This window comes from Streptomyces sp. BPTC-684, assembly GCF_030028635.1.
Classification (GTDB): Bacteria; Actinomycetota; Actinomycetes; order Streptomycetales; family Streptomycetaceae; genus Streptomyces; species Streptomyces noboritoensis.
The window spans coordinates 6,863,128-6,878,750 of record NZ_CP124863.1 but is presented as its reverse complement, the minus strand read 5'-3'; the positions used below and the strand labels follow the sequence as shown (position 1 = coordinate 6,878,750).

The window sequence follows — 15,623 nt, the reverse complement described above, 5'->3', positions numbered from 1 at the left end:
GGGGATCTTAGTACCTGTTTCCCGGTTCATCGCTCAGTGGCCCCGATCGCTCCGTGGCCGTCGACGAACCCCTTGACCAGCCGTTCGAGAGAGGCGTTCAGCACCTCGGGCGCCTCCAGCATCACGAAGTGCCCGACGCCGTCCACGAACTCGACGTCCACGCCGTACTTCGCGGCCGAGGCCGTGTCCGTGGGCATCCACGACGTCGAGTTGACCAGGGTCACGGGCGCCCCGAACCGCTTGGGCAGCCGCTGGAGGTACGTCAGCATCTCGCGGAAGGACGCCGAGACGATCGCCTCGCCGACGTGCGCGCGGGTGCGCTCGACCAGGGCGACGAGGTCCGCCCGGCGCGTGTCCAGGAAGAGTTCCTCGGCCCGTACGGGCGCGTCGACGAAGCTCTGCACGAACCGGTCCAGCTGCTCGGCGCTGAGCGGCTGCGGGTCGAAGGTGTGGAGCGTGTCCACGCCGACCATGCCCCGCACCCGGCCCCCGAGGAGCGGCTCGGCCGCCAGCATGACCGGCCCGCCGAGCGAGTGGCCGACCAGGACCACGTGCTCGGCGCCGACCCGGGCGACGACGTCGGCCACGTCCCGTGCGTACGCCTCGACGGTCCAGTGCCGCCGGTCGCGGCCGGAGCCGCCGTGGCCCGCGAGGTCGAGCGTGACGACGGTGTACCGGTCGGCGAAGTACCGGGCCTGCCGCTCCCAGTACGTCATGTCGCAGCCCAGGCCGTGGATGAGGACCAGGGCCGTGGTGCCGGTGCCGCGCACCCGGTAGTCGATGTCGCCGACGCGGGCGGTCTCGTCGCGCGGCGCGACGGCGGCCGGAGCCGGCTCGGCGGTGTCGGTGGTGTCCGGCTTGCGCGCGATGATGCCGACGTGCTCCATGTCGGGGCCCGGCGCCCCGTACGAGCCCCGGTCCACCCCGACCGCGCCGAAGTACCCGGCCCGCTCGACCACGAACCCGGCCGCCTCGCACTCCCGCCGGAAGACCTCGGGGTCGAGGGCGTTGATCAGGCTCGGCCCGCCGACGACGTGGGCCGCCTCGAAGTGGGCCGCCACGTCCTCGATGTAGCCGGGCCAGGGGTCGCCCGCCCGCCTGCGCGCCTCGTAGTCGGCGGCCTTGGAGGCCCAGTAGCCGAAGTAGGGCGAGTCGGTGCTCAGGAAGACCTTTCCGCCCGGCTCCAGCCAGCGGAACATCTTGCGCAGGGTCACCCCGACGCCCTCGGGCGCGAGGAAGTGCATGACGCGGCTGGCGTGCACGGCGGTGAACCGCCCGTCCTCGAAGTCGACGTCCGGCAGCACTCCCTGACGCAGTGTCAGGCGGGTGCGGGCGTCGTCGTTGACGCGCTGCTCCAGGATGTCGAGGTGCTTCTTCTCCATGTCGAGCGCGACCACGCGCGCGCCGCGCTCCAGCGCCGCGATGCTGGCGATGCCGTAGGCGCAGCCGAGGTCGAGGACCTCGCCGCCGCGCTCCCCCGCGTACTCGGCGAACTCCGAGGAGTACGGGATGAGGTGCTCGACCATCACACCGGTCCGGTTGAGGGTCGCCACCATGCCGCCGAAGTCGAGGTTGGCCGCCGACTTCAGGTCCTCCAGGATGTCGTGCTCCCGCGTGACCGGACGCGCGGGCGCGGGCAGCGGGGAGAGCGTCACGGTGTGCGGCCGCGCCTCGACCGGCTCGGCGAGCCGGTGCGGGAAGTCGGCCAGGTCGGCCAGCACGACGGGCTTCGCCGGGGCGGCGGACTCGGCCGGAGCCGAAGCCCGAACGGCAGGTGCGGCCGGAACTCGGTCAGCGGGCCGCGCCGGAGCCTGGGCAGCGGCCCGCTCCGGGGCCGGAGCCTCCGCGACCACCGGCGCCTCCTCCCGCACCCAGTACCGGTTCCGTGCGAACGGGTACGTGGGAAGCCGCAGGCGCGCCGGGCGGCGGGCGTCCGTCTCCGCGTCCGGGGCCGGCAGGTCGTGGCCGCGCACATAGCGCTCGGCGAGCGCGGACAGGGCCCGGCGGCGCTCGGTGGCGTCCAGGTCGGCGCCGGGTGCGGTCACCCGCCCGGCGTCCGCGCCGACCGCCGACCGCGCCGAGAAGTCGCGCGCGACCGTCCCCGCGAAGCACCCCGCCCCGGCCGAGCCGTCGCGCCAGCCGCGCCACAGTGCGGCCGCCTCGTCGAGGGTGTCGGCCACGACGGCGCAGCGGTGCCGGAAGTGGTGGCGGCCGTCGCCGAGCGTGCGGGCCAGGGCGGGCAGGTCGGCGTCGCGCAGCTCGCCGTCGGCGATCAGGTCGAGCAGCCGGTCCACGAGCTGGGCGAGCGCCGCCTCGGTCTTGGCGGACAGCGGCAGCAGCTGCCCCACCGCACCGGACGCGGCGGGGGGTGCCACGGCACCGGGTACGTACTCGCGCACCACGACGTGCGCGTTCGTCCCGCTCATGCCGAAGGCGCTCACCGCGCCCGTCCTGGGCGCACCCGTCGGGGTGGCCCACTCCTTCGTCGCCTTGTTGACGTAGAAGGGGCTGTCGCTCCAGTCGATGTACTCGTTGTCCTGCTCGCAGTGCAGGCTGGCCGGGATGACGCCCCGGCGCACCGACTCGGACAGGCTCATCAGACCGACCAGGCCGGACGCCGCGAAGGTGTGGCCGAAGTTGGTCTTGGTCGAGGTCAGCGCGCAGAACCCGCGCTCCGCGACGCCCGCGTCCGTACGGAAGGCCGCGCGCAGGGCGTTGACCTCGACCGGGTCGCCGAGCTTGGTCCCGGTGCCGTGGGTGACGATGTGGCCGAGGTCCCTCGGGTCGATGCCGCCGCGCTCGTAGACCGAGGACAGCAGCTCGCGCTGGGACTCTCCGGCGGGCGCGGTGATGCCATTGGTGCGGCCGTCGTAGTTGAGGCCGCTCGCGGCGATCACGCTGTGCACCGGGTCGCCGTTCGCCTCGGCGGCGGCGAGCGGCCGCAGCACCAGGGCCGTGACCGCCTCGCCGGGCACCATGCCGTCGGCGCGCTGGTCGAAGGTGAAGCACCGGCCCGCCTCGGACAGCATGCCCGCCCGGCTCATCGCGTCCAGCGACTGCGGGGTGAGCACGAAGTTGGCGGCCGCCACCACCGCGATGTCGCACTCCTTCTGCCGCAGGCTCAGACAGGCCTGGTGCAGGGCCACCAGGCCCGAGGAGCAGGAGGTGTTGACGGCGAGGACCGGGCCCTTGAGGTCGAGGAAGTACGAGAGCCGGGCGGCCAGGACGCCGTCGTGGTTGGAGGTGACGTTGCCGCCGTCCTTCACCAGGAACTGGTAGTCGCCCTGCTCCACGCCGACGAACACGCCGACGCGCCTGCCCTTGAGCTCCTCGGCGCCGAGCGCCGCGTCCTCCAGCGCCTTCCAGGACTCCTGGAGGAGGTGGCGCTGGCGCGGGTCGATCGTCCGGGCCTCCTTGGGGGCGATCTCGAAGAAGGCGGCGTCGAACTCGTCCGCCCAGTCGACGCTGCCCATCCACCGGTAGCGCTCGCCGTCCGGCTCCGCCGGGACCGACGCGCCGAACCGCCCGGGCGGGAGCTCGCGGACCATGTCCTTGCCGTCGGCGAGCGCGTCCCAGAACTCGGCCACCGAGCGGCAGCCGGGGAAGATCCCGCTCATGCCGATGATCGCGACGGGCTCGTCCCCGACTGCGGGCTCGGCCACCACGACAGGCTCGACCGCCGCCGCGGGCTCGGCGGCCACCGCCGGAGCCTCCACCGCCATCCGGACGTCCTCTCCTGCCAGGTGCTCCACCAGCCGTTCGATCGACGGGTGGTCGTAGAGGACGGTGGGCAGCAGTCGCACCCCGATGCGGTCGGAGAGCCGGTGGGCGAGCTGGGTGAGGCGGATGGAGTCGAAGCCGAGGTCGACGAAGTTGCCGCGGTCGTCGATCCGGTGCGCCTCCGCCTTGAGGACGTGCTGGACCACTTCCCGTACCGCGTACGTCAGTTCACCGGTCTTCGGCGCCCGGGTGCGCACGGCGGGGGCCGGCTGCTCGGGCCGCGCGGCCGGTCCTGCCGGGCCGGCGACGCTCGCCGACGCCCGCGCGGTGGGCCGCAGCACCATCGGCGCGGCGAGGTCGGCCGCCAGCAGGCGCTCGAACGCGTCGAGCCCCGCCGCCGTCTCCAGCGGCCGCCGGCCGCTGGAGCGGAGGTAAGTGCCGATGAACTCCGGGTCCGCGGTCCGCTGCGCGGACGCGCCCATGCCGCCCTCCTCCCACAGCGGCCACTGGATCGCGAGCGTCCGGTGCCGCGCCGGCCGCTCGCCGAGGGCGCGCGCGTAGGCCGCCTGGAAGCGGTTGGCCACCGCGTAGTCGCCACTGCCGAAGTCGCCGAGGACGGCGGCGGTGGAGGAGAAGTGGCAGACGAAGTCGGGGCGTTCGGTGTCGAGGCCGAGGGCGCGCTCCAGGGCGAGCGTGCCGTGCGCCTTCGCGCCGAGCACCGCGTCGATGGAGTCCATGGTCTTCGCCGGCAGGGCGACCGGCTCGGCCGCGCCCGCGAGGTGCAGGACGCCGTCGAAGGCGCGCAGCTCCTCGGGCAGGCCCGCCCGCAGTCCGGCGAGCGCATCCGGGTCGCTCACATCGGCCCGGCGGCAGACGACCCGGCTGCCGGAGCGCCGCAGTCCCTCGGCCCAGGCCTCGTCGGCTGCGCCGATCTCCGAGCGGCCGAGCAGGACGAGGTGGGCACGGTACTCGCGCGCCAGGTACTCGGCCAGGCGGCGGCCGAGGCCGCCGAAGGCACCGGTCAGCACATACGTTCCGCCGTCGCGCAGTACGCTCCGGGCGGGCCGGGCCGGGGTCTCGACGCGCTCGACCCGGCAGGTCCGGCGCACGCCGTCCGCCCGGTAGAGCACGCTCGCCGGGTCCTGTTGGCGCTGCTCGGCGAAGAGCAGCGCGGCCCAGTGGGACGCGTCGATCGCCCCCTCGTGCAGGACCACGCGCAGGGCGGTGCCCGGCAGCACCTCGGCGAGCGAGCGCTCGTACCCGATCAGGGCGTCGAGGGCGGCCTGCTCCACGGCGTCGCGGAAGTGCCCGGCCACGAGCAGGTGCGGCACCTCCAGGCGGGCGGCGGCCACGGCTCGGATCAGCGAGGCGACGTCGCGCAGCTCGCGCAGCGGCGACGGCTGCTCGCCGGGACCGCCGTCGCGGTGCCCGGCCGGCCAGAGGTAGTGGATCGCGTCGACGCGCCCGTACTCGGCCGCGACCGCCCCGAGCGCCCGCTTCCAGCTGCGCTCGTCGTCGCGGTCCACGGGATACGGGGATCCGGCGCCGACGAAGACCGGCTCGGCACCGGGCGCGCGCTCGCGCAGGGACCGCTCGTACGCGGCCCGGTCCGCCGCCCCGTCGAGGAAGCACAGCACGACCTGCGCCTCGGACGCGGGGGCGTCGGGGACGGGGGCGGCGGCCGTCGGCACCCAGCGCTCCTCGAAGAAGTCCAGGTCCGACGAGCCGTCACCTTCCTTGCGGGACACGTCGGTCGAGACGGGTTCCGGCGCCGCGGCCTCCTCGCCGCGCAGCCAGAAGTACTCCTCGGTGAACGGGTACGTGGGCAGGCTGATCCGGCGCGGAGGGTGTGCCTCGTCGGTGTGCGGCCAGTGCGCCTCGCCACCGTCCACCCACTGTCGGGCGGTGTGTGCCAGGACGCCGTCGGCGCCGTACACCCGCTGCTCCCCGCCCGAGGCGAAGTCGCCCAGGGCGTCGATGAGTTCGCGCACGTCGCGCACCACGAACGCCACGCGCTCGCTCTGCTGGGTGCGGCCCACCTGGAGGGTGAAGGCGACGTCGGCGAGGCGGCGGGCGCTCGGGCCCGCCTCTTCCAGCTCGGCGAGCCGGCGGGCCAGGTCGTCCGCGTACCGGCGCAGGTTCTGCGGCCCGCGCGCCGACAGCGGCACCAGGCGCGGACCGGCGAGGACGGCGTCCTCGGCCCCGCGCGCGGGCGCCTCCTCCAGAACGGCGTGGACGTTGGTGCCGCCGATGCCGAACGAGCTGACGGCCGCGCGCATCGGCTCGGCCGAGGGGGCGAGCTCGACGAGCCGGTCCACCACGTAGAACGGCGAGAGCGCGAAGTCGATCTGCGGGTTGGGCACGCGGTGGTTGACGGTCGGCGGGATCCGCCGGTTGCCGACGACCAGGGCGGTCTTGACGAGACCGGCGAGCCCGGCCGCCGCGTCCAGGTGGCCGAGGTTGGACTTGACGGAGCCGATGCCGCAGAAGCCCGTGCGGTCGGTGTGGCGGCGGTAGGCCTCCGATACGGCCATCACCTCGATGGGGTCGCCGAGCCGGGTGCCGGTGCCGTGCGCCTCCAGGTAGCCGATGCTCTCGGGGTGCACTCCGGCGCGGTCCAGGACCGCCGAGACCAGCTCGGCCTGCCCGGCCACGCTCGGCGCGTGGTAACCGGCCTTGCGGTCGCCGTCGTTGTTCATCCCGGCGCCGCGCAGCAGCGCGTAGATGTGGTCGCCGTCGCGGACGGCGGACCGGGCGTCCTTGAGCAGGACCACGACGACGCCCTCGCCGCCGATCATTCCGCTCGCCTCGGCGTCGAACGGCTTGCAGTGGCCGTCGGAGGAGAGGGTCATGCCCTCTTCGAAGAGGTAGCCGACGGCGTTCTCGGCGTACATTCCGGCGCCGCCGACCAGCGCGTGGCGGGTCTGGCCGGACTGGATGCCCTGGACCGCGAGGGCAAGACCGGCCAGCGAGGACGAGCAGTTGCTGTGCACGTACAGGCTCGGGCCGGTCAGGCCCAGCTTGTGCGAGACGGTGGTCGGGATGGTGCCGGGCTGGGCCTGGAGGAAGCCCACCAGCGACTCGGAGTCGCGCCGCGCGTTCCGGGCCGCCAGCGGTGCCTGGTAGAGGGCGTTGCTGGTCGACACGTAGACCGCGCTGTCGGTGATGTCACCGGGCAGCCGTCCGGCGTCCTCGACGGCCTTCCAGGAGTGCTGGAGCAGCAGCCGCAGCTGAGGGTCCATCAGCTCCGCGTCGCGCGGCGAGACCTGGAAGAAGTCGGCGTCGAACAGGCCCTTGCCGCGCATGCTCGCGCGCACCGGAACGTAGTCGGGGTGCGCGATCAGGCTCTCGTCGACGCCCAGCTCGCGCAGTTCGCCGGTGGAGCAGAGCTCGACGCTCTCCTCGCCCGCGAGGAGGTTGCGCCAGAACGCGTGGTGGTCCTCGGCGCCGGGCAGCCGGCAGGAGATGCCGATGACGGCGACGCTGCCGGCGAGAGAGGCGGCCGGTGCGGGCTGAACGCTTTCCGCCTCGGCACGGGCCCGGGTGCCGCCGCTCGCCCGCAGGTGCTCGCTCATCCCCCGCGCGTTGACGCACTTGAAGGTCTCGGCCGCCGTGAACGGCACCCCGTACCGCTTGGCGGCGCGGTCGGCGAGCACGGCCGCCAGGACCGAGCTGCCGCCCGCGTCCAGGAACGCGTCCGTCGGGCCGAGGTCGTCGACGCCGAGCACCTCGCGCCACAGGGCGAGCACATCGCCCTCGTGCGGCAGCGGGGAGCCGGGGGCCGCCTCGACGGGCCGGGGCGCGTCCGCGCGGGTTCGGGCCAGCGCCACCGGACGCTCCTCCAGGGTCTTGCGGTCGACCTTGCCATTGGGGGTGCACGGCAGCGCGTCGATGGGCAGGACGAACGACGGGACCATGTACGGCGGGACCTTCCGGGCCAGGTGCCGGGTCAGCTCCTCGGCCGCCACCGGGCCCGCCGCCGGCACGTAGTACGCCACCAGCTGCCTGCTCTCCGCACGCGTACGGGCCACCACGACGCACTCGCGCACGGCCGGGTGAGCGGCGAGGACGTGCTCGATCTCGCCGAGCTCGACCCGGAAGCCGCGGATCTTCACCTGGGAGTCGATGCGGCCCAGGCACTCGATCCGGCCGTCGCTCAGCCGGCGCGCCAGATCGCCGGTGCGGTACATGCGGGTGCCGGGCGCGAACGGGTTCTCGGGGAAGCGCTCGGCCGTCAGCTCCGGCTTGTTCAGATAGCCCCTGGCGAGCCCGGCGCCCGCGATGCACAGCTCACCGGGGACACCGGCGGGCGCGGGGCGGCCCAGCCCGTCCAGGATGTAGACCTGGGTGTTGTCGATGGGCGTGCCGATGGTGATGCGGCCGTCCGCCTCGATCCGGCCGGCCGTGGACCAGATGGTCGTCTCGGTCGGCCCGAACAGGTTCCACACCTCGCAGTCGAGCGCGGTCAGGCGCTCGCGCAGGGTCTCGGGCAGCGCCTCGCCGCCGCACAGCACGCGGACGCGCTCGTCGTTGGTCCAGCCCTCGTGCAGCAGCATCGTCCAGGTCGACGGGGTCGCCTGCATCACCGTGGGCCGCACCGCGCCCAGCAGCGCCTTGAGCCGGCCCGGGTCGCGCGCGGTGTCGGCGTCGCAGAGGTGGACGCGTGCCCCGACGACCAGCGGGAGGTAGAGCTCCAGGGCGGCGATGTCGAAGCTGTGGGTGGTCACCGCGAGCAGCCGGTCGTCGGCCCGCAGGCCCGGCCGGTCCGTCATCGAGCAGAGGAAGTTGGTGAGGGCGCCGTGCGGCACCATCACCCCCTTGGGGTCGCCGGTGCTGCCCGAGGTGTAGATGACGTACGCGAGGTGGTCGGCGGTGACGCGGGCGCCGATGGGGCCGCCGGTGGGCCACGGCCGGTCCATCAGGACCGTGCGGGGCACGTCGGCGAGCTCGCGCAGCCGGGCGCGCAGCGCGCTGTGGGTGAGGACGGCCTGGGGGCGGGCGTCGCCGAGGATGTAGGCGAGCCGGTCCTGCGGGTAGTCGGGGTCGAGCGGGATGTAGGCGCCGCCCGCCTTCACCGTCGCGAGGAGCGCGACCAGCAGCTCGGGCGAGCGCTCCAGGTACACCGCGACCAGGCTGCCGGGGCCGACACCGAGGTCCGCCAGATGGCTCGCGAGACGGCCGGAGCGCTCGTCGAGCTCCGCGTACGTGAGGGAGTCCTGCCCGGCGACGACCGCGAGCGCGTCCGGAGTGCGGGCCGCCTGCTCGGCGAACAGCTCGTGCACCGGCCGCTCGGGGTGGGCGGCCTCGGTGGCGTTCCACTCGACGGTGAGGGTGTGGCGCTCCTCGGGCGAGAGCAGCGAGCACGCGTCGACGAGCTGCTCCGGGTCGGCCGGGACGGTCTCCAGGAGGTGGACGTACTGGCGCAGCAGCTGCTCGGCCGTCGCGGCGTCGAACAGGGCGGTGTCGTACTTCCAGTTGACGGTCCAGGAGCCGCCGGGCCCAGCTGGCTCGACGACCTCCAGGACGAGCTCGTACTCGCCCTCCTGGTGGATGCCCTCGACGTAGGAGAAGGCGGGGGCGCCGGCGGTGACGTCCTCGTGCCAGTCCTGGTACATGAACGCGTACCGGAAGACCGGCGCGCCGCCGTCGCCCGTGGACAGACCGAGCTCGCGCACCAGGGCCGTGAACGGGTACTGCTGGGCGAGGCCGTTGACCAGGTTCTTCTGGACGTCCTTGCAGAGGTCGGCGAAGCGCGCCGCGCCGCTGACGCGGCTGCGGACCGGCAGCATGTCGACGAAGTGGCCCACCGTGCGCTCGAAGCCGGTCGCGGGCCGAGTGCTCACCGGCATGCCCACGATCACGTCGTCCTGCTGGGTGTACTGGCGCAGCAGGACCTTGAACGCGGCGAGGTAGGCGGCGGACGCGTAGACGCGCCGCCCGCGGGCGAACTCCGCGATGCGCGCGCCGAGTCCGGCCGAAAGGCGCCGGGTCACGGTGGCCCCGGCGCCGGAGGCGGTGGGGCGCGGCCGGTCGGCGGGCAGCGCCACCGCGGGCAGCGGCTGGGAGAGCCGCTCGCGCCAGTACGCCAGCCGCCCGTCGGCCCCGGCACCGCTCAGCGCCTCGGCCTCGGCGGCCACGAACTCCCCGTAGGGGGCGCTCGGGTGCGGCACGCCCGGGGTCCGGCCCTCGGTGAGCGCCGTGTACTCCGCGAGCAGGTCCTTGACCAGCAGCACGGCGGAGGCCCCGTCGAGCACGAGGTGGTGGGTGTTCAGGAGCACCCAGGCCGCGGCGCCCGGGCCGTGGAAGACGTCGAGTCGGCAGAGCGGGCCGCCTTCCAGGTCGAACGGCTCCTTGGCGTGCGCGCGGATCAGCGCGACCGCCTCGCTCTCGTCGGCCACGGACAGGTGATGCTCCGTCACCACCGGCTGCCCGTCCCCCTGTTGAACCAGCTGGAGGCTGCCGCCCGCCACCTCGACGGCCGCGCCGAGCACCTGGTGCCGGGCCCGGACCCGCGCGAACGCGGCCCGCAGGGCGCCGACGTCCAAGCCGGTGGTCCTGAAGCAGAGCGGCACGTTGTACGCACCGGACTCCGGGGACGCCTTCTGCAGGGTCCAGAGCCCCTGCTGGCCCTCGGAGAGCGGGTGGCGCGCGGCGGGCGCCACCGGCCGCGGCGCCGCGGCGACGCCCCGCCCGGTGAGATGGGCCGCCAGCTCGTCGACCGTCGCGTGCTCGAAGAGCAGCGCGGACTCGAACCCCGGGTCGAGATCGCGCTGGATCTCCTTGGCCAGCCGCACCAGCCCCATCGAGGTGAGGCCGAGGGCGGGGAAGTCCGCATCGGTGCGGACCTGGGCGGGGTCCACGTCCAGTTGCGCGGCGACGGCGTCCAGGAGCAGCTCGCGCACGCCACCGCCCTCGGCGGCACGGGGCGCGGGCGCGACGGCCTGGGCCGCTGCCGCCGGAGCCGGGGCGAGCCGCTCCCCGTACCAGTGCGTCTTCCTGGCGAACGGGTACGTGGGCAGGCTGACGCGCCGGGGCAGCGGCGCCCCGCCGTACAGCGCCTCCCACACGAGGCCCGTCCCGGACAGCCACTGCCGGGCCGCCTCGCGGGGGTCGCCGACCGTCGCGGGCGTCCGCCGTCCGGCCTCGCGGCCGGTCAGGTCGGCGTACTCGGCGCCCGGCGCCCGGCCCTCGCCGAGGAACGCCGCGAGCCGTGCCGCGAGCTCCGGCACCGACCGTACGACGAGGGCCAGCCGCACCGGCAGCTCGTCGCGCCCCACCTGCAAGGTGTACGCGAGGTCGCGCAGCGGCACCGCACGGTCGGTGTCGCCGACGAAGTCCGCCAGCCGCCCGGCCACGTCCCGCAGCTGGTCCGGGGTCCGGGCGGAGAGCGGCACCAGGCAGGGCTCGTCGGTCAGATGCGCAAGCGCCGGGGCCACGTCGCCGCCTCCAGGGTGTTCCTCGATGATCAGATGTGCGTTGGAGCCGCCCGCGCCGAAGCAGGAGATCCCGGCGCGCCTCGGCAGCGACCGCCCGTCGTCGTCGACCGGCGCCCACGGCGCGAGCTCGCGCTGCACCGCGAACGGCGTCCGCTGGAAGACGATCCCGCCGTTCAGCTCCTCGGCGTTGATCGACGGCGCGAGCTGCCCGTGCTTGAGCTGCATGAGGACCTTGGTGAGACCGGCGACGCCGGACGCGCTCTCGGCGTGGCCGAGGTTGGACTTGAGCGAGCCGACCGCGCAGTACTGGCCCGCGCGTGTGGTGCCGAACGCACGGCTGAGCGCGGAGATCTCGATGGAGTCGCCGAGCGCGGTCGCCGTGCCGTGCGCCTCCACGTAACTGACGGTGGCGGGCTCGACGCCCGCCTTTTCCAGGGCGCGCGCGACGACGTCGCGCTGGGCCGTGAGGCTGGGCATGCTGTACCGGCTGGTCCGGCCGCCCGCGTTCACCGCGCTGCCCTTGATGACCGCGTAGACGTGGTCGCCGTTGGCCAGCGCGTCCTCCAGCGGCCGAAGCACGACGGCGCCGACGCCCTCGGCGGCGAGGAAGCCGTCCGCGTGCTCGGAGAACGGCCGGCACCGGTCACCGGCGGACAGCAGCCCGTGCTCGGCGAGCACGTCGAAGTGGTCGGCGTTCAGGAGCAGGTTGACGCCACCGGCGACCGCGCAGTCGTTGTCGCCGCTGTACAGGCTCTCCAGGGCGAGGTGGATCGCGGTGAGCGACGACGAGCACGCCGTGTCGAGGGCGATGCTCGGACCCTGGAAGTCGAAGAGGTACGAGGTGCGGTTGGCGATCGAGGAGTGGGCGGTGCGCCCGTTGTACGTGGCGTTCATGGCGCCCGCGAACACCCCGACCCTGCCCTGCCGGTTGAGCGCCGCGGCCGTGTACCCGGCGTCCTGGAGGGCGCTGTGGACCGTCTCGACGAACAGCCGCTCCTGGGGGTCCATGGCGGCGGCCTCGTCGTCCGGGATGCCGAAGTACTCGGCGTCGAAGGAGGCGACGTCCGCCAGGAACCCGCCCCGCGGGCGCTCCTTGCCGTCCTCCTCCCAGCGCAGCCACCAGCGGTCCAGGGGGTACTCGGTGGTGCAGTCGAGGCCGTGGCGCACGTTCTCCCACAGCGCGGCGGGGTCGGCGGCCCGGGGATAGCGGCCGCCGAGGCCGACGATGGCGACGTCGCGGAGACGGGGCGCGGGCGCCCGGACCGGGGCCGCGGCCACAGCCACGTCCTGGACCGGGGCCGGGGCCGGAGCCGGAGCCGGGACCTGGTCCGGGGCGGTGGTGTGCGGCGGCTCCTCGGCGCCCAGCACCTCGGCCAGCCGCGCGGGGTGCGCCCCGGTGAAGTACCCGGCGACCTCGCGGACCGTCGGGCAGTCGAAGAACAGCGTGCTGCTCAGCTCGTCGAAGTCGCGGCCGAGCGCGTTGTTCAGCTGGATGACGAGGATCGAGTCGAGCCCGAGGTCGAAGAGGTCGGCGTCGGGGGCGAGGTCCCCGGGCGCCATCCGGAGCGTGTCGGCGACCAGCGCGGTGACGTACGCGACGGCGCGCTCCGCGAGGCCGGTGGACGGGGGCTCGGCCTGCGCCGCGCGAGCTCCGAAGAGGCTGAGCAGCTCCGGGCGGCGGGTGTCCAGGAAGTGGTCGGTCAGCTCGTCGAGGGTCCGCAGCTCGAAGAAGAGCGTGCTGGGAACGTCTTCGAAGTCCCGTGCGACGGCGTTGTTCATGCCGGAGACCAGGATGGAGTCGAGACCGTAGTCGTGCAGGTTCCGGCCCGGGTCGAGTTGATCGTCCGTCAGGCGCAGGGCGTCGCGCAGGAGTTGTTCGAAGTAGGCGAGGGTGCGCGCCCGCAGGCCGGTGTCCGGGACGGCGGTGGTGACCGCCGGGAGGGCGTCGGCGCGCGACTCGTCCGTACGGACCACCGCACCGCCACCGTTCTCGGCGACGGTCAGCTGCTGGCCGAGGACATGCGCCCCGGCGTCCGGCTGCCCCACCTTGTCGAAGCCCTCGGCCCGCAGTACGTCCACCCAGCTCTCGGGCGTGAGCACGGGGCTGCCCGGGATGCGCAGGTCCTCGTCCCGGTACAGCCACCAGCCGTCGACCAGGCCGAACGTCAGATGCGCCAGGAGCGTGTTGCGGCTCATCTCGTTCATGAAGAGCAGCCCGCCCGGCCGCATGGCCGCCTTCACGTTGCGCAGGGTCAGCGCGATGTCCGCGGTGGCGTGCAGCACGTTGGTGGCCACCACGACGTCGAACCCGCCGGGCTCGATGCCCTGCTCCCCGGGCGACTTCTCCGCATTGAAGATACGGGTCGTCAGATACGGGTGGCGCGGCAGCAGTTGCTCCTCGGCGCGGAACAGGAACGCCTTGGAGAGGTCGGTGTAGCAGTACTCCTCGATCGCGTCGCCCAGCGGCTCCAGCGCCGCCAGCACCTTGGCGCTGGTCGCGCCGGTTCCGGCCCCGACCTCCAGGACGCGCGGGCGGCGGCCCGGGTGGGCACGGCGCCAGCGGCGCACCGCGTCCACGACCAGCTCGCTCAGCCGGTCGTTGAAGTAGTCGGCGATCGGGTCGCCCCGGTAGATGCCCTCCACGCGGGACATCGAGGAGCCCGGGAAGAGGATCTCGGTGGCGGGGCGCTCCCCGGCCAGGACCTCGCGCAGGGCGAGCAGACAGGACTCGACGAGGTCGACCTGGGCGCGCTGGTTGGCGTTGGGCTGCCAGTCGGCGCGCTCCGCGTACCACTGGCGCCACAGCTCGGCGGGGTCCAGGTCCCGCGCGGCGGGCAGGGCGCGCCGTCCGCCGCGCACCTCGATGAGCCCGGCGGCGGTCAGCACGCGGTCGCTCTCCGCCAGCCAGCGGCCGTACTTGGCGGGGATCCGTCCTTCCAGGCGGTCCAGGCCGAGGTCGCGCAGCGTGGTGAAGAGCAGCCGCTCGGCCAGCTCGCACAGGCGCGGGTGCGGCAGGAAGCGGCCGAGCCGCTCGACCTCGCCGTGCGGTGCGCGGTGCGCCGCCACGACCGCGTCGAGCACGGAGGGCAGCCGGTCCGGCCCGGCCTCGGGCACATCGGCGGACGCGCCCAGGCGCTCGTCGGGCACGAGCCCGCGCAGCGCCGCCTCGTCGAAGGTGCGCATCAGCGCGATCTGGCCGTGCTCGCCGCCGAGGAAGTCCGCGAGGGTGCGCAGGGCTTCCTCGGGGTCGAGGGAGTCGATGCCCGCCGCCGCCATGCGTGCGCGGTAGAAGTCGTCGCTGACGACGCCCGCCACACCCCAGTAGCCCCAGTTGACGGACTTCACCACGGGACGGGCGGCGCCCGGCGCGGTGGGCCACCGGTCCGCGAGGTCCAGGGCCAGCGCGTCCTTGAAGGTGCACCCGGCCGCGTAGTTGGCCTGGCCCGCGTCCCGTACGAAGCTCTCCACCGAGGAGAAGAAGAGGACGAAGTCCAGCGGCTCGGCGCCGAACACGCGGGCGAGGTGGACGCCCACGTCGACCTTGGCGGTCAGCGCCGCGCGGAACCGGTCCTCGTCCATGTGGGCCAGCGTCTTGTCCGCCAGCACGATCGCGGAGTGGACCACGCCGTCGATCCGGTCGTGGCGCTCCTTGATGCGCCGGTACGCGGCGGCCAGCGCCGCCTCGTCGCTCGCGTCCGCCTGTACGTAGAGGGGCTCCCCGGCGCCGACGGCCCGCGCCCGGGCCGCCAGGTCGGCGAGGGAGGCCGCGACGGCGCCTTCGAGGGGGCGGCGGCCGATCCAGACGATGGCCGCGCGGTGGTGCTCGACCATGTGGCGGCTCCACAGCTCGCCGATGCCGCCCGCGCCGCCCACGACGACATAGCGGCCGCCGTCCCGGTAGGGCGCGGTGGCGGGGGCGAGCGGGGCGACGGGCCGCAGCTCCTGGGCGAGCCAGCGGCCCTCGCGCAGGGCGAGCGTGGTTCCGGCCGGGACGGTGGGCAGGGCGAGTCCGGCCGTGCGCAGCGCGTCGCCGGGCGCCGCGGCGGGCAGGTCGAGGAGGCGGACCGTCCAGCGGGTGTGCTCCTTGGCGGCGCTGCCAAGGAGCCCGTGCACACCGGCGTGGGTCGCCGCGACCAGGTCGCCGGCCTGCGCGCGCTGGGTGGCGAAGGTGAGCGCGGTCCAGGTCAGCGACTTGGTGCCGAGGCCGAGCGAGAGCAGCGCCCGCACCAGGCGGTACACCTCGACGGCGCCCCGCTCCTGGCCCGCGACGGGGTCGGGCCCGTCGTGCGGCGCCACCCAGACGAGGTGCGCGGGCGTCCGCCCGGTGCTGCGGATCCGCTCGGCGATCTCCGCCACCGAGGCACCCGCGGGCAGCTCCACCAGCCGGTGTCCGGGCGCCAGCGCCCCGAGTTCGTCGCGCAGTCGCCGATCGGCGTCGAAGACGAACACCTCACCGGGCGATCCCGT

At 74.4% G+C, this 15,623-nt stretch carries 1 protein-coding gene (running past one end of the window); it reads right to left on the bottom strand.

Annotated elements, in window-relative coordinates; all coding sequences use genetic code 11:
* Positions 1-26: 26 nt before the first annotated feature.
* A protein-coding gene (locus QIY60_RS30705; RefSeq protein ID WP_283145435.1) for a non-ribosomal peptide synthetase crosses the window boundary here: on the bottom strand, positions 27-15,623 show its 3' portion. 6,075 nt of this gene lie beyond the right edge of the window; 15,597 of the gene's 21,672 nt are visible here — the last part of the coding sequence; the start codon falls outside the window, past its right edge — the gene reads right to left on this strand; its stop codon occupies positions 27-29.